The organism is Petropleomorpha daqingensis (assembly GCF_013408985.1).
Classification (GTDB): domain Bacteria; phylum Actinomycetota; class Actinomycetes; order Mycobacteriales; family Geodermatophilaceae; genus Petropleomorpha; species Petropleomorpha daqingensis.
This window is the reverse complement of record NZ_JACBZT010000001.1, coordinates 121,332-135,440: the sequence shown is the minus strand read 5'-3', so window position 1 is coordinate 135,440 and position 14,109 is coordinate 121,332. Positions and strand designations below refer to the sequence as shown.

13 protein-coding genes are annotated in these 14,109 nt (G+C 74.1%); 4 read left to right on the top strand and 9 right to left on the bottom strand.

The window, feature by feature from the left end:
- From GGQ55_RS00685 to GGQ55_RS00675, 3 genes are all read right to left on the bottom strand, one after another.
- On the bottom strand, positions 1–591 hold the full coding sequence (locus GGQ55_RS00685) for a TetR family transcriptional regulator (protein WP_179714648.1): 591 nt from the start codon (positions 589–591) through the stop codon (positions 1–3).
- Positions 588–2,096: a DHA2 family efflux MFS transporter permease subunit gene (locus GGQ55_RS00680; protein ID WP_179714647.1), complete on the bottom strand. Its 1,509-nt coding sequence runs from the start codon at positions 2,094–2,096 to the stop codon at positions 588–590. The genes GGQ55_RS00685 and GGQ55_RS00680 overlap by 4 nt, the downstream gene beginning before the upstream one ends.
- A gap of 76 nt (positions 2,097–2,172) precedes the next feature.
- Positions 2,173–2,676, bottom strand: coding sequence for a C40 family peptidase (locus tag GGQ55_RS00675; RefSeq protein ID WP_179714646.1), 504 nt, complete (start codon positions 2,674–2,676; stop codon positions 2,173–2,175).
- A 360-nt stretch (positions 2,677–3,036) separates the two neighbouring features.
- On the opposite strand from GGQ55_RS00675, the gene GGQ55_RS00670 reads away from it, so the two are divergent.
- A complete protein-coding gene (locus tag GGQ55_RS00670; protein WP_179714645.1) occupies positions 3,037–3,903 on the top strand; it encodes a discoidin domain-containing protein in 867 nt (288 codons plus the stop codon).
- Here the strand turns inward: GGQ55_RS00670 and GGQ55_RS00665 are convergent.
- The gene (locus tag GGQ55_RS00665) at positions 3,900–4,784 is read right to left on the bottom strand and encodes a dual specificity protein phosphatase family protein (RefSeq protein WP_366488488.1); all 885 of its coding nucleotides are present in this window, start codon (positions 4,782–4,784) and stop codon (positions 3,900–3,902) included. The genes GGQ55_RS00670 and GGQ55_RS00665 overlap by 4 nt on opposite strands.
- A gap of 93 nt (positions 4,785–4,877) precedes the next feature.
- Between GGQ55_RS00665 and GGQ55_RS00660 the strand changes: the two genes are divergently transcribed.
- Complete coding sequence (locus GGQ55_RS00660) at positions 4,878–7,577, top strand: MGH1-like glycoside hydrolase domain-containing protein (protein ID WP_179714644.1); 2,700 nt, start codon at positions 4,878–4,880, stop codon at positions 7,575–7,577.
- Positions 7,578–7,622: 45 nt separating this feature from the next.
- On the opposite strand, the gene GGQ55_RS00655 is transcribed toward GGQ55_RS00660, so the two are convergent.
- From GGQ55_RS00655 to GGQ55_RS00640, 4 genes are read right to left on the bottom strand one after another with little or no spacing between them, the layout of a single operon-like run.
- Positions 7,623–9,242, bottom strand: a complete 1,620-nt coding sequence (locus GGQ55_RS00655; RefSeq protein ID WP_179714643.1) for a hypothetical protein — start codon at positions 9,240–9,242, stop codon at positions 7,623–7,625.
- Entirely contained in the window at positions 9,227–10,399 is a 1,173-nt protein-coding gene (locus tag GGQ55_RS00650) for a hypothetical protein (RefSeq protein ID WP_179714642.1), read from the bottom strand. Before GGQ55_RS00650 ends, GGQ55_RS00655 begins: the two co-directional genes overlap by 16 nt.
- Positions 10,396–10,533: a hypothetical protein gene (locus GGQ55_RS00645; protein ID WP_179714641.1), complete on the bottom strand. Its 138-nt coding sequence runs from the start codon at positions 10,531–10,533 to the stop codon at positions 10,396–10,398. The genes GGQ55_RS00650 and GGQ55_RS00645 overlap by 4 nt, the downstream gene beginning before the upstream one ends.
- Positions 10,534–10,544: 11 nt before the next feature.
- Positions 10,545–11,720, bottom strand: coding sequence for a serine/threonine-protein kinase (locus GGQ55_RS00640; protein WP_179714640.1), 1,176 nt, complete (start codon positions 11,718–11,720; stop codon positions 10,545–10,547).
- A 116-nt stretch (positions 11,721–11,836) separates the two neighbouring features.
- Between GGQ55_RS00640 and GGQ55_RS00635 the strand changes: the two genes are divergently transcribed.
- The gene (locus GGQ55_RS00635; RefSeq protein ID WP_179714639.1) at positions 11,837–12,910 is read left to right on the top strand and encodes a PP2C family protein-serine/threonine phosphatase; all 1,074 of its coding nucleotides are present in this window, start codon (positions 11,837–11,839) and stop codon (positions 12,908–12,910) included.
- Positions 12,911–12,951: 41 nt separating this feature from the next.
- Here the strand turns inward: GGQ55_RS00635 and GGQ55_RS00630 are convergent, their stop codons facing one another.
- On the bottom strand, positions 12,952–13,395 hold the full coding sequence (locus GGQ55_RS00630) for a hypothetical protein (protein WP_179714638.1): 444 nt from the start codon (positions 13,393–13,395) through the stop codon (positions 12,952–12,954).
- A 116-nt stretch (positions 13,396–13,511) separates the two neighbouring features.
- Here GGQ55_RS00630 and GGQ55_RS00625 point away from each other — a divergent pair, with 116 nt between their 5' ends.
- The gene (locus GGQ55_RS00625) at positions 13,512–14,105 is read left to right on the top strand and encodes a DinB family protein (protein ID WP_179714637.1); all 594 of its coding nucleotides are present in this window, start codon (positions 13,512–13,514) and stop codon (positions 14,103–14,105) included.
- The last annotated feature ends 4 nt before the right edge of the window (positions 14,106–14,109 follow it).

Here is a 14,109-nt window from a genome sequence, read left to right as displayed (position 1 = left end):
TCACGCGCCGAACCAGTCGACGCCCTCCAGCCGGGCCAGGGCGGCGTCCATGCGCGAGAACAGACCGTCCAGGTTCCCGGCCTCGGCCACGCTGACCGCGACCGAGAGCAGGACGCCGACGAAGGCGCCGACCAGCGCTGTGACGCCCGGGTCGTCGTCGGCGCGGCCGGTGCTCTCGGCCAGCGCGGTCCGGCACCGCCCGGCGACGGCGACGAGGTTGTCCACCGACCGCGACCGCAGCGCCGGCTCGGCGAGCACCAGCGCGGACCGCTGCCCGCTTCGGGCCAGCTCGTCGGCGGGCATCTCCCGAAAGGCCCCGGCGACGGCCTGGCGCAGCGTGGCGATCGGGTCCGGCGTCGCCCCGGCGGCACGGAAGGCCTCGACGAAGAGGTCGTCGTACACGTCCTGGACGACGACGTCCTCCTTGGTGGCGAAGTAGCGGAAGAAGGTGGACGGCGAGATCTCCGCGGCGGCGGCGATCTGGTCGACCGTCGTCGCCGCGTAGCCCTGCTCGCCGAACAGCCGCAGGGCCTGCTCCTGGATCGCCCAGCGGGTCTTCGCCTTCTTCCGCTCGCGCAGCCCCTCGCTCATGCGGCGATTGTGACCGGTTCCCGCTCGGGAACCGGAGCAGCGCCCCGGGCGGGCAGCCGCAGCGCGGCGAGCACCGCGCCGGCCAAGGCCAGCCCCGCCGTCGTCAGCAGGACGACGGTCATCGCGTGCACGTACGCGCCGCCCACCTCGGCCGCCAGCGCCGGGCTGCCGAGTGCGCGGGCCACGGCCATGCCGCCGGCCACGGAGTCCTGCGCCGCCCCGGCCGCCTCCGCCGGGAGCCCGCTCACGTCGAGCCGGCCGGTGTAGGCGGCGCTCGCCAGGCTGCCGAGGACGGCGACGCCGAGCGCGCCACCGACCTGCCGCAGTGCCATGGTCAGCGCGGTGCCCGAGCCGCGGTGCTCCTCCGGGATCTCGCCGAGGACGGCGTCCATGGCCGGGGTGATGGTCAGCCCGAGGCCGGCCCCGGTGAGCGCCAGCCAGCCGGCGAGCACGCCGTACGCCGTCCCGACCTCGAGGGTGGCACCCCAGCCGAGCCCTGCGGCAATGACGAGCAGACCGGTGACCACCGGGATGCGCGCGCCGAGCCGGACGGTCAGCCGCTCGGCGACCTTGGCGCCGACGACGAGGCCGAGGATCACCGGCAGCAGGCGCAGCCCGGTGCCGAGCGGGTCGAAGCCGCGCACCGACTGCAGGTAGAGCGGGACGACGAACAGCAGGCCGAGCATCGCGAACATGGCGGTGGTCGCGGCGACCGTGCCCCAGGTGAACCGCGGGCGGCGCAGCAGGGCGAGGTCGACCATGGGCGCGGCCGTCCGCCGCTCCCAGGCGACGAACCCGGCCAGCAGCGCGAGCCCGACAGTTCCGCTGACCAGCACCGGCGCGCTGGTCCAGCCTCGACTCGGCGCCTCGACCACGGCGTAGACGACGCCCACGAGCCCGAGCGTCGAGAGGACCGCGCCCGGCACGTCGACCGGAGCGGGGGAGGACTCCCGCGACGGCGGGAGCAGGACGGTGACGCCGATCGCGGCGAGCACGCCGAGCGGCACGTTGATCAGGAAGACCGCGCCCCACCACACGTGCGCGAGCAGCCAGCCGCCGACGATCGGGCCGAGCGGCAGGCCGAGCCCGAGCGCGACGGTGACACCCGCGATCGCCTTGGGCCGCTCGTCGGCGTCGAAGATCGAGGGCAGCACGGCCAGCGGCACGGTCAGGATCACCGCGGCGCCGGCGCCCATGACCGCGCGGGCGACGATCAGCCAGGTCGCCGTCCCGGAGTAGGCCGCGGCCAGCGAGCCCAGCGTGAAGACGACGATGCCGCCGACCAGCACCGGCCGGCGGCCGACCCGGTCGGCGAGCGCGCCGGCCGGCAGCAGCAGCCCGGCGAGCACGAGGACGAACGCGTCGACGATCCACTGCAGCTGCGCGGTGCTCGCGCCGAGGTCGGCGGCGAGCGTGGGCAGCGCGACGTTGAGGATCGTCGAGTCCAGCCCGACCAGGATCACGGAGAGGATCAGGGCCCCGAGGACCCACCAGCGACGCGCCATGGCGACGCTCCTGACAGTCGGTGTCGAGTGAGAGCGACTAGATATTGACTCCGACTGTCAGAAACGTCCAGGGCCTTCAGCCCACCCGGCGCGCGGAGTTGTAGTTGCCGATCGCGTCGATGTCGCTGACCTTGACGACGTCGCCCTCGGTAGGCGCGTGCACCACCTGGTTGTTGCCGATGTAGATCCCGACGTGGCTCACCGGGGAGTAGAAGAACACCAGGTCACCGGGCTGCAGACTCGCGCGGTCGACCGGCGTCCCGAGCTGCGACTGCTGGCTGGACGAGTGCGGCAGCGAGACCCCCGCCGAGCCCCACGCGTACTGGGTCAGCCCGGAGCAGTCGAACGAGTCGGGGCCGGCGGCGCCGTAGGAGTACGGCTTGCCCTGCTGGGCCATCGCGGTGTCGACGGCCTGCTGCGCGGCGGCCGTGGGGGCCGGCGCGGCGGTCGCCGTCGCGGCCGTGGGTGCGGCAGCCGACGCCTGCGCGACCGCCGGGGTGAGCAGGATCCCGGTGCCGGCGAAGAGTGCCAGAGCCGAACCGGTGAGACGACGGGACAGGGTGGTGCGGGCAGTCGTCATGGACGACGGGTTCTCCTGTTCTGTGCGCGCGGCCGCCGACCGGGCGCGCGGTGCGCGCCCTCGCAATCGGTGCGGCGGCGTCCGGCGGGTGTCGCCAGGTGCGGCGACGTCTGCGGCCTCGTCCGGACCGGGCCGACGTTAGGAAGATCGCGACGACCGGCGCAAAACCGGCGCAGCTGGTGTGGCGGGCCGCTGACCTGCGCGTTCGCCGCAGGCTGTGCTGGGCCCGTGAACCGGGACGGACGCGGCGCGGCACCACGTGCTGTGCACGAGCCGTGCCGCAGCGCCAGCGTGGCCGCCCTCATTGACCTCCCGGTGCGACCCGAGGAGCCTCCGCGGCAGCGACCCGCTGGGAGAGCGATGGACGAGACCGAGCTGCGCCTCCAGGAGCTGCTCGATCTGTACTCGCGCGGCGCCCTCAGCGAGCAGGACTACGTGCAGGCCCGGGCGCAGGTACTCGCCGGCGCCCGCACGGACGTACACCCGGTCGACCCGCGGCCGCCGACGCAGCCGGTGGGCTACGGACCGCCGCCGGCTCCGCGACCGGGGCCGGGTCACCGCACGCGGTCGGTGGTGATCGTGGCGTCGGCGGCGGTGCTGCTCGTCGCCCTCGTCGCCGGTGGTCTCCTCTGGCTGCGCTCGCAGGGCACGTCCGGAAGCCCCCAGGAGGCCGCGCGGACCGCGGCGGCGGGCAAGAAGCTGGAGGAGGGCACCCCGACCAGCGCGCGGGGTCCCGAGACGGCGCTGCACCCCGACACCGCGCTGGCCCAGTGCGTGTCCCAGCCCAGCCAGGACGCCGCCGGCCATCCGACCAGCTACGAGCCCGCCCTGGTCCTGGACGGCCGACCCGACACCGCCTGGCGCTGCGACGGCGACGGCGTCGGGCAGACCCTGGAGATCCGGTTCGGCCAGGCGCACGACGTCGACCGGGTCGGTCTGATCCCCGGGTTCGCGAAGACCGACCCCGCCGACGCCACCGACCGCTACGCGCAGGACCGCCGGATCGCCGCCGTCCAGTACACGTTCGACGACGGCAGCACCGCGGTCCAGCGGTTCGACACCGATCCGGCCGACCGGTCGCTGCAGTCGATGCAGGTGCCCCGTGTGCACACCGCGCGGATCGACATCACGATCCTGCAGAGCGTGCCCGGGGCCACGGTCAACGGTCAGCCCGCCGTGGACAAGGTCGCCGTCTCGGAGGTCGCCTTCTCCGGCCCGGCCGGTTAGGCCAGCCGCTCCAGCGCGGCGGTGAAGCTGGCGTTCCAGAGACCGAGATAGGGCCACCGCCCGGCCACGACCTCCGTCGCCTCGTCGGTGGACAGGCCCTCGGTGCGGCGCAGCCACGCGCGCAGGACCAGCCCGGTCCGGGACGCGCCGCCGTGGCAGTGCACGAGGATCCGCCGTCCCTCCGCGCGCAGCGCCGCCATGTCGGCGAGCACGTCCTCGAGGACGACGTCGAGCTCGGTGTTGTGGTCGTTGTCGGCGAGATACGCCATGCGCTGCACCTGGTGGCCGAACGGTTCGCCCAGGCGGCACAGCGAGATGACCGCGAAGCTGCTGTCGCTGTACCGAGCGCCGTCGAGGTTGCCGGCCCAGATGCCGGGCAGCACCTCGGTCGGCCCGAGCCGCGGGATGTGCCCGGGGTCGTACGGCGGCGTCGGGTGCCCGTCGAGGGTCGCGGCCAGCTCCTGCAGGTCGTCCAGCCGCCAGCTACGGCCGGCCGCCTCCCCGTGGACGACGGACGACCAGCGCATCGGGATGCCGGCCATGCCGAACACGGCCCCGGCCAGCGCGCCGGCGGTCATCGCGTCCCGCTGCCCGTCGATCGCCCGCCGCAGCACGTCGGCGAAGTCGCTGCCGACCGGTTCGACCGGTTCGCCGGCGAGGGCCCCGCAGAGCTGGTCGGGGAAGGTGAACTCCTCGTCGATCAGCGCTTCGAGGGTGCGGGTGAAGGCCGACGTGAACCGGCCGGGGTCGGCGCCGCACATCTCGGTGCGCGATCCACGGGCCGGTACCGGGAACCGGCGGGAGAACTCACCCGGCGGCGCCCCGGCGAACGGCGCCGCCAGCGCGTCCCCGACCGCCGCGCCCACGAGCGCACCGGCCACACGATGCGACCGGTGCATCCGCAGGCTCACGTCCGACAAGTACCACGCCTGCGGTTCCCAGCACGACGGGCGATCCGTGTCAGGCTGGAGGTCGTGTCTGTCGCACCACCCGGTCCCCAGGACGCCGTCGCGCCGCGCACGGCTGAGCACGCCCGCCTCGTCGAGTCCTCCGACATGGCCGCGCCGTGGCGGTCGTGGGGCCCCTACCTGGCCGGCCGCCAGTGGGGCACGGTCCGCGAGGACTACTCCGAGGACGGCGACGTCTGGGGCTCCTTCCCGTTCGACCACGCGCACGCCCGCGCCTACCGGTGGGGCGAGGACGGCCTCGGCGGGATCTGCGACCGCTGGGGCTTCCTCAACTTCTCCGTGGCGCTCTGGAACGGCAAGGACCCGATCCTCAAGGAGCGGCTGTTCGGGCTGACCAACGACGAGGGCAACCACGGCGAGGACGCCAAGGAGTACTGGTGGGCCGTCGACGGCACACCGACGCACTCCTGGATGCAGTGGCTGTACCGGTATCCGCACGCGGAGTTCCCCTACCAGCAGCTGCGGGAGGAGAACGCCAAGCGCTCGCGCGACGAGCGCGAGTACGAGCTGGCCGACACCGGCGTCCTCGACGAGGACCGGTTCTTCGACGTCCAGGTCACCTACGCCAAGGCCGGCCCCGAAGACGTCTGCATCGTCGTCAGCGCGACCAACCACGGGCCCGAGGCCGCGCCGCTGCACCTGCTGCCGCAGGTGTGGTTCCGCAACACGTGGTCGTGGGGTCGGGAGCACCGGCAGGGCATGATCACCCAGCTCCTCGCGCCGATGCTCACCGTGAGCGGGCTCGAGGCGGTGGAGGCCGAGCACGGGTTCCTCGGCCGGTACGTCCTGGCCGCGGAGGGCTCACCGCGCGTGCTGAGCTGCGACAACGAGACCAACGCCGTGGCGCTGTTCGGGGCCGACCGCAACGCCAGCCCGTACCCGAAGGACGCCATCAACCGCTGCGTCGTCCACGACGACCGGACGGCGGTCAACCCGGCGGACTCCGGCACCAAGGCCGCGTTCTGGTACCGCTGGGACGCCGTGCAGCCGGGGGAGACCGTCGAGGTGCGGCTGCGGCTGCACCGCGAGGACCCGGACGACGAGACCTTCGGCGACGGCTTCGACGACGTGCTCGCCGTCCGCAAGGCCGAGGCCGACGAGTTCTACGGGACCGTCATCCACCCCGGGCTGTCCGAGGAGGACCGGCACGTCGCCCGCCGCGCCTACGCCGGCCTGCTGTGGACCAAGCAGCTCTACCGGCTCGACGTCTCCCAGTGGCTCGACGGCGACCCCGGCTCGCCCGCCCCGGAGTCCCGCCGGCAGCGGGGACGGCGCAACAGCGGCTGGCGGCACCTCGCGCTGGCCGACGTCATCTCCATGCCGGACGAGTGGGAGTACCCCTGGTTCGCCGCGTGGGACACCGCGTTCCACTGCATCCCGCTGGCGCACGTCGACCCGGACTTCGCCAAGGAGCAGCTGGTCCTCATGTGCCGCGAGTGGGCGATGCACCCCAACGGCCAGCTGCCCGCGTACGAGTGGGCGTTCGGCGACGTCAACCCGCCGGTGCACGCCTGGGCGGCCTGGCACGTCTACCGGATCGACGGCTATCGCGACCAGGCGTTCCTGGTCCGGGTGTTCACCAAGCTGCTCATGAACTTCTCGTGGTGGGTCAACCGCAAGGACGCCGCCGGGTCGAACCTGTTCGAGGGCGGCTTCCTCGGCATGGACAACATCGCGCTGTTCGACCGCTCGGCCCCGCTGCCGCCCGGCTACCGGCTGGAGCAGTCGGACGCGACCAGCTGGATGGCCTTCTACTGCCAGCAGATGTTCAAGATCGCGCTCGAGCTGTCCCGGTTCGACCAGGCCTGGGACGGCACGGCGACCAAGTTCTTCGAGCACTTCCTGTCCATCGCCCAGGCGATGAACACCTTCGGCTCGCACGAGGTGTCGCTCTGGCACGAGGAGGACGGCTTCTTCTACGACAGCCTGGTCGCCCCCGACGGGACGGCGCGGCCGCTGCGCGTGCGGTCGATGGTCGGGCTGCTGCCGATCCTCGGCGCCACCGAGGTGCCCACCTGGATCGGCCGCGACCTGCCCGACCTGGCCAACCAGCTGCGCTGGCTGCAGCGCCGCCGTCCGCAGCTGCTGGGCCCGCTGCGCAGCCGGTCGACACCGGACGGGCGCAAGATGCTGCTCTCCCTGGTGTCCAAGGAACGGCTGGCGCGCCTCCTGCAGCGGATGTTCGACGAGGGCGAGTTCCTCTCGCCGTACGGGATCCGGTCGCTGTCGAAGGCCACCGGCCAGGTGGTTGCCCGGTTGGGCGACCGCGAGTTCGGCATCGAGTACGAGCCGGGGGAGTCGCGCACAGGCCTGTTCGGCGGCAACTCCAACTGGCGCGGGCCGGTCTGGTTCCCGGTGAACGTGCTGCTCGCCGACAAGCTGCGCACGCTGGGCCGGTTCTACGACGACGACTTCACCATCGAGATCCCGACCGGGTCGGGCAACCGCTGCACGCTGGTCGAGGCCGCGGACCTGATCGACAACTCGCTGACCGCGCTTTTCCGTCCGGTGGACGGCAAGCGTCCGGCCGACGGCAAGCGCATCGAGTCCAGCGACTCGCCGCTGTGGCGCTCGCACCCCACGTTCAGCGAGTACTTCGACGGCGACACCGGCGAGGGTCTGGGTGCCGCGCACCAGACCGGCTGGACGGCGCTGGTCGCGCACCTCCTCAACCCGCGGCTGCCTCCCGACCCCCGCTTCACCTGAGGTTTCGCGCGCTTAACCGCGGACGGTAAAGCGTGCGAAACCCCGTCAGCGGCGGCGGCGCTTGGGCGGGTCGTCGGGCGGGTGGGCCAGCTGGGCGCCGGTCTCGCGGGCGAGCGGTCGCGGCCAGCCGTCGTCCCGCGCGAAGACCTCGAAGTGCCGGGCGGCGATCCCCGCGACCTCCTCGGCCGGGAGCCCGCACGGGAACAGCACGCAGCGCAGCGCCCAGCCGTGCCCGGACATCTCGGACGACGCCACGGTCACCGCCAGCCGCTCGACCTGCCGCGCGCTCATCTGCCGGGCCGCCCAGGCCAGCGCGGTCTGCAGGGACGACGGCGGGGACAGCGGCGCGAGCGTGGAGAACCACTCGGCGTCGTAGAGCACCAGCTGGGCCAGCAGCTGGTCGTGCGCCGGCGACCACGTGGCGGTCTTCCACTCCCGCAGCAGCGCCTCGCGGACCACCGGCCGGCGGGCGACCAGGCCGGCCAGCCCCTCGACGTCGTCGGTCAGCCCGACCAGCGGGATCGGGTGGCCCAGCCCCAGCGACTGCTCGATCAGCAGCCCGGCCTCGGGGCTGACCCGCGGCAGCCGCCGTCCCCGGCCCAGCTCCTTGAGGAACGCGGTGGCCAGGTCGCCCTGGGTCAGCCCGGAGAAGTCCGCCGTCCGGGCGGGGATGCCGTCGAAGACGGCCTTGAGCACCGAGCCCAGCTCGACCGACCGCACCCCTGCCCGGGCGGCCGCGTCGCGGGTGATCGCCGAGCGCAGCGCCGCCTCCACCTCGCGGTCCTCGGCGGCGATGGCCGTGGCCACCGACGCCGCGCGGGCCGAGGCCAGCCACCGCCCGGCGCCGGGCGAGGCCAGCACCGCGACCAGCTGCGAGTCGGTGAGCGCGGCCGGCTCCAGGTCCATCCACGCGTCGGCGAACAGCCACGCGTCGAGCTCGTCGAACCGGGTGACGTCGTCCGGGCACAGCTCGCCCTTCGCCGCGGTCTCCAGCAGCGCCCGGGCCCGCCCGCAGTTGGTCGTGTCCGCCGCCGGCTCGGCGTAGGCCCCCACGAGCAGCGCCACCGTCGCGGTGTCGCCCATCGGGTCCGCCGTCCCGACGTGCAGCGAGACGGCGCCGCCCAACCCGCGCGGGAGCACGTCGAGCAGCACCGACACCGCGGGCACCCGCACCGCGCCGCCGCCGGACTCCACGGCCGCGAGCAGCGCGGCCAGCGACGGCACCAGGGGATCGATCTCGTCGAGCGCCAGCGACGGCGTCGTCCGCCGGGCCCGCGGCACCCGCACCGGCGGCGCCTCCCGCGACGGGTCCCCGCGCACCGCGGAGACGAACCCGCCGGACCGGTGCAGCGCCAGCACGTCGCGGGCGGTCAGCAACCCGGCGGCGTCCCACAGCAGGTGGACGACGTAGTTGCCGCGGCGGCCGAAGTCGTCGGACTCCACCGGCGTCTTGGCGTAGGCCAGCCGGCCACCGTGGGTCGCCAGCACCCCGTAGGCCGCGCCGTCCGAAGGCTGCCCGATGAAGGGCCCGAGCGTGGACCGCGAGGTGCCCAGCGCCGACGGCCAGTCGCGGGACATCGCGAAGACGCCGAAGCCCGGCCCCTCCAGCGTCCGGCTGGCGGAGGTGTAGACCAGCTGCGGGCAGTCGGTCATCCCCGCGGCCATTCGGCGAGCGCCTGCTCCAGCTCCAGCCCCTCGCGCGGGATGAACCGGTGCCGGGCCAGCAGCACCAGCAGCGGCTCGAGCACGCCGCGCGGCGCGATCGACGGGTACCGCCCGCCGGTCGGCTCCGACCCGGTCGCCGACACCGCGTGCACCGTCGGGTCGGGCAGCCGGCCGAGCAGCGCGGTGAGCAGGTTGGACCCGCCGTTGGCCTCGAGGAAGTCGACCAGCCGGCCCGAGTTGGCGCGCACCTCCTCGAACAACCGGGGCAGCGCGGCGGGGGAGAGGTCGGGGTCGCGCAGGGCGTCGGCCGGGAAGTCGGGGTGCGAGAGCAGCTTGTCGGCCTTGGACAGGATCACCGAGGCGGACACGTCGGCCAGGTAGGCGTCCTTCTTCAGCCCGCGCGCCGAGCGCAGCAGGTCGGCCAGGTTGACCAGCATCTGCGTCGGGCGGGCCAGCCCGATCGAGGACTCGCCGGGGTCGGCGGCCGAGGCCAGCCCGGGAAAGATGCCGGGCGGCAGCACGACGATGATCCCGCTCGCCACGTAGAGGAACTTCCCGAACCGGCCGAGGTCCTCCTTGCGGTAGAGCTGCTCGCCCGAGGCGTCGAAGAAGACGACGTTGATCGACCGCTCCGGCGCGCCCCGGCTGGACCGGCGGAACACCACGGTCAGCGGCTCCGGCGACTGGCCCTCCTCCAGCAGCAGCGGGGTGAGCGGCAGCTGCCGCTTGTCGACCATCAGCGGCTGCCGGTAGTTGACCTCGAACCGGTCGGCGCTCTCCTCGTCCATCTCCACCGAGATGTCCAGCGGCGCGAGCGCGCCGGCGTAGAGGAGATCGAGCAGCACGGTCAGGTAGGTGCTCTTCGACGCGCCGGTCAACCCCACCAGCCCGACGACGACGGTCGGCCGTTCCAGGTAGTCCGGCGGCAGCCGGTGCCCGTTGGGGCAGACCGCGGTCAGCCGGCGCGCGTCACCGAGCGCCGCCCGCTGCTCCATCGAGCCGCCGTCGGCCGGGGACTCGGGCACCCGGAACGGGTCGGTGAACCGCCGCCACGCGGTCGGCCGCGGCGGCGGGGCGACCCGCTGGCCGGCGGAGTTCTGCCAGGCCGACAGCGCGAACCGCTCCAGGCAGCGGGGGCAGACGAAGTCCCGGCTCATCGGACCAGCAGCACGAAGAAGACGACGGTGGTCGCCGCGAACACCAGCAGCAGCACCCGCTGGCGCTGGAGGTAGCGGTGGCGCCGCGCCTCCAGCGCCTGCTGGGCCAGCGCCCGCTGGTACATCCCGGTCATCCGAGGGCCCCCTATCCGAAGATGACGTGGAACAGGACGGCGAGCACCAGGCCGGTGATCACGCCGAGGACGACGGCGACGCCGATCGCGGCCGCGTAGCCGGTCTGGGTGTCCGCGACCGCTCGCTCCACCCGGGCCAGCTGGTAGCGGACGACATCGAGCACCGCGTCGAGGGAGCGGAAGTCGCCCAGCGCCGTCCGTGGGGACGGGATCTCCGAGGTCTGGCCGAGCCACCGGGTGCTCTGCTCGACGTCGCGGGCCAGCTCCGACAGCGACGGCCGGCGCTCGGGGTTGAACCGCAGCGCGCGGGTGACGCTGTCGAGCAGGTTGTGCGGCACCGGTGCGAGGTCGATCCGCCCGGCCTTGAGCTCGATCCAGTAGTCGGCGGGGGAGAGCTCGTCGTCCGGGTCGACCGGGTGCTTGGCGCCCGCCGCGTAGGCGATCACCATGCCCCAGCTGTAGACGTCGCTGGCCTCGGTGAGCGGCAGGCCCTGCAGCTGCTCGGGGCTGGCGAACAGCTTCGAGCCGAAGCCGTTGATCGCCGAGGTCACCGTGCCGTCGGGGTGCTCGGTGCCGAGGTAGCGGCTGATCCCGAAGTCGACCAGCCACAGGCCCTTGTCGTTGATGATGATGTTGCTCGGCTTCACGTCGCGGTGGACGACCTTGGCCGCGTGCACGTCGCGCAGCGCGCGGAGCAGCCCGATCGCGATCCGGCGCAGCTCCTCGGCGTTGAGCCCGACCCGCTCGCGCTGGGCCAGCCACTCGTCGAGCGGCAGACCCTGCACGTACTCCTGCACGTAGTAGGGGCTCTTCGCCTCGAGGTCCTGGCCGACGATCCGCGCCACCCGCGGGCTGACGATCCGTGCCGCGTTCTCCACCTCGCGGGCGAACCGCCGGCGGGTCAGCTCCCCGGCGTCGGCCGGCAGGCACTTGATGACGACGAGCTGCGCGGACTCGTCGTCGGACTTCGCGACGAAGACGTCGGCCCCCTGCCCGCCGCGCGGCAGCCGGCACAGCACCGTGTACGGGCCGATCGCCACCGGGTCGCCGGGCTCCATCGGGTGCACACGGCGGGTGCCGACGACGGTGGTCAGCCCCTCGGCGGAGGGGGTCTCCTCGTCCACCACGCGCGCCTCCCGTTCGCCACCGGGAGGCCGACGGTAGGGCGTCGCGGTCGCGACCACCATGCCTCCTCGGCCCCGATCACGCGCAGCGCGGTCCGCGGGTTCCCGGTGCGGACGGCACCGGCTGTTACGTTCCCCGCGTGCCGCGACGACCCGATCGAGGCCGGTCCCGCGGTCGGGTGGCCGCGCAGATCGGCGTCCTCGTCGTCCTGCTGGCGGGCGTCTTCGGCCTGCTGCAGCTGAACAACCAGCCGGGGATCGGCATCTCGATCTACGGGCTGCTACCGATCGTGCTGGCCGTGTTCTGGTTCGGCCTGCCCGGCGGCCTGCTGACGGCCGCGGTCGCCCTCGGGAACTTCGTGCTCGACCAGGCCATGTCGCCGGCGCCGGACTTCAACGGGACGAGCATGGGCTGGGCGATCGTCAACCGCGGGCTGCTGTTCTTCGGCGTCCCGGTCCTGGTGACCGTGCTGCTCAACCGGGAGCGCCGGATGGCCCGGCAGATCGAGGAGCAGCGGGCGGAGCTGGCCGAGCTCGAGGCGCTGCGGGCCGCGCTCACCCCGGCCGTCGTCCCGACCACGCCCGGGCTGGACGTGGCGACCGCGTTCGTGCCCGCCGAGGGCGAGGTCGCCGGCGACTTCTTCCTCGTCGTGGGGGGACCGTCCGGCGCGACCACGATCGTCGTGGGGGACGTCGTCGGGCACGGGCTCGCGGCCGCCCGGGGCGCCGCCTTCCTCCGCGCGACCATGGCGACGTTCGCCCACTTCACCGGCGATCCCGGGGAGCTGCTGCGGCTGGCCGACACCGCGCTCCGGGAGAGCACCGGCGACGGGGCGTCGTTCGTCACCGCGGTGTGCCTGACCATCGGCGGGACGCCGGAGCCCGAGGTCCGCTGGGCCACCGCCGGCCACCCCGCGCCCTGGGTGCTCGACACCGGGGAGTCGCTCGCCACGGGGGCGGCGACGACGCCGCTGGGCGTGGGGCCCGTCGAGCCGGCCGCGCCCGTCAGCCGGGCACCGCTGGGCAGCGGCGTCCTCGTGTTCACCGACGGCCTGACCGAGGGGCGTCCGGTCCGGCGCCCGCCGGGGACCCCGGTCGCGCTGTTCGGCGAGGCGCGGGCCAAGCAGATCGTCCGGGACCTCGCCGGCGCGCCGGCCAAGGACGTCGTCGCCGGGCTGGTCTCCGCCGTCACCGGCTTCGCCCGCGGGCCGCTCGCCGACGACCTCTGCCTGGTCGCCGTCCGCCCCGACTGAGCACTCGACACTGATCGTGCCCCGACGAGGGTGCTAGCGGCTCAGGCCTTGCGCCAGCGCGGTGCGCCGTTGCCGTTGCCCTTGCCGCTCTGGCAGACCAGCGCGGTGCCGTCCGCGTCGACCGCGGTCGCGCCCGCGGCGGAGCACGCCTGCCCGATCCGCGCGACCAGCGGGGCGGCCGCCGGCGCGGAGGTCGTCGCCCGCGAGGTCGCCGCCACCTCGGCCACCGGCGCGGCGGGGACCGGGGCGGGCGCAGGGGCCGTCGTCGGCGCGGCCGGCACGCGGTGCGGCAATCCGCCGCGGCCCGTCGGCTCGTCGACCGCAGCGACGGCGAGGGTTCCGCGGTGCGCGGGCGGTGGCGGACTGCCGGGGAGGAGGGTGGCGCCGACGACGAGGGCGAGGCCCAGCCCGGCGACGGCGGCGCCGACACCCCAACGGCGCGGCGGCGGCGCCTGCTCCGGGTCTCGCGGTTCTTCCCAACGCACGGTGGTGCTCGCCTCCAGGGGTGCCCAGCTGGCGCCGACGCTAGATCCGGTACAGGGAGGCACCGGCCTGCCGCGCCGTCCTGGGACGAGTGGGGCGGGTGTGCAGACTGCTGTCCATGACCGATGCCGCGAAGGCCGATCTCGCCGCCTACCTCCAGCGCGGGAGGGAGGACCTGCTCTGGAAGCTCTCCGGCGCCTCGGAGTTCGACGTCCGCCGCCCGCTCACGCCGACCGGCACCAACCTGCTCGGCCTGGTCAAGCACGTCGCGAGCGTCGAATCGGGCTACCTGGGCGAGGTCTTCGGCCGGCCCTTCGCCGAGCCGCTGCCGTGGCTGGACGACGACGCCGAGCCGAACGCCGACATGTGGGCGACCGCCGAGGAGAGCCGCGAGCAGCTCGTGGCGCTCTACCACCGCGTGTGGGCGCACTCCGACGCGACGATCGAGGCGCTCGACCTGGCCGCGACCGGCACGGTGCCGTGGTGGCCCGAGGAGCGCCGGCACCCGACCCTGCACCGGGTGCTGGTGCACGTGATCGCCGAGACGCACCGCCACGCCGGGCACGCCGACGTCGTCCGCGAGCTCGCCGACGGCGCGGTCGGGCTGCGGCAGACCAACGACAACCTGGCGCGGATCGACTGGCCGGAGCACGTGCAGCGCCTGCAGGAGACGGCCGACCGCTTCCGCGGACAGGCGGGCGAAACCACCTGAGGTT

Bases quoted from the DNA above. Each gene is read 5' to 3' on its own strand.
- GGQ55_RS00645 (WP_179714641.1), bottom strand. From the start codon at position 10,533: ATGACCGGGATGTACCAGCGGGCGCTGGCCCAGCAGGCGCTGGAGGCG.
- GGQ55_RS00670 (WP_179714645.1), top strand. From the start codon at position 3,037: ATGGACGAGACCGAGCTGCGCCTCCAGGAGCTGCTCGATCTGTACTCG.
- GGQ55_RS00640 (WP_179714640.1), bottom strand. From the start codon at position 11,720: ATGGTGGTCGCGACCGCGACGCCCTACCGTCGGCCTCCCGGTGGCGAA.
- GGQ55_RS00625 (WP_179714637.1), top strand. From the start codon at position 13,512: ATGACCGATGCCGCGAAGGCCGATCTCGCCGCCTACCTCCAGCGCGGG.
- GGQ55_RS00650 (WP_179714642.1), bottom strand. From the start codon at position 10,399: ATGAGCCGGGACTTCGTCTGCCCCCGCTGCCTGGAGCGGTTCGCGCTG.
- GGQ55_RS00685 (WP_179714648.1), bottom strand. From the start codon at position 591: ATGAGCGAGGGGCTGCGCGAGCGGAAGAAGGCGAAGACCCGCTGGGCG.
- GGQ55_RS00675 (WP_179714646.1), bottom strand. From the start codon at position 2,676: ATGACGACTGCCCGCACCACCCTGTCCCGTCGTCTCACCGGTTCGGCT.
- GGQ55_RS00680 (WP_179714647.1), bottom strand. From the start codon at position 2,096: ATGGCGCGTCGCTGGTGGGTCCTCGGGGCCCTGATCCTCTCCGTGATC.
- GGQ55_RS00655 (WP_179714643.1), bottom strand. From the start codon at position 9,242: ATGGCCGCGGGGATGACCGACTGCCCGCAGCTGGTCTACACCTCCGCC.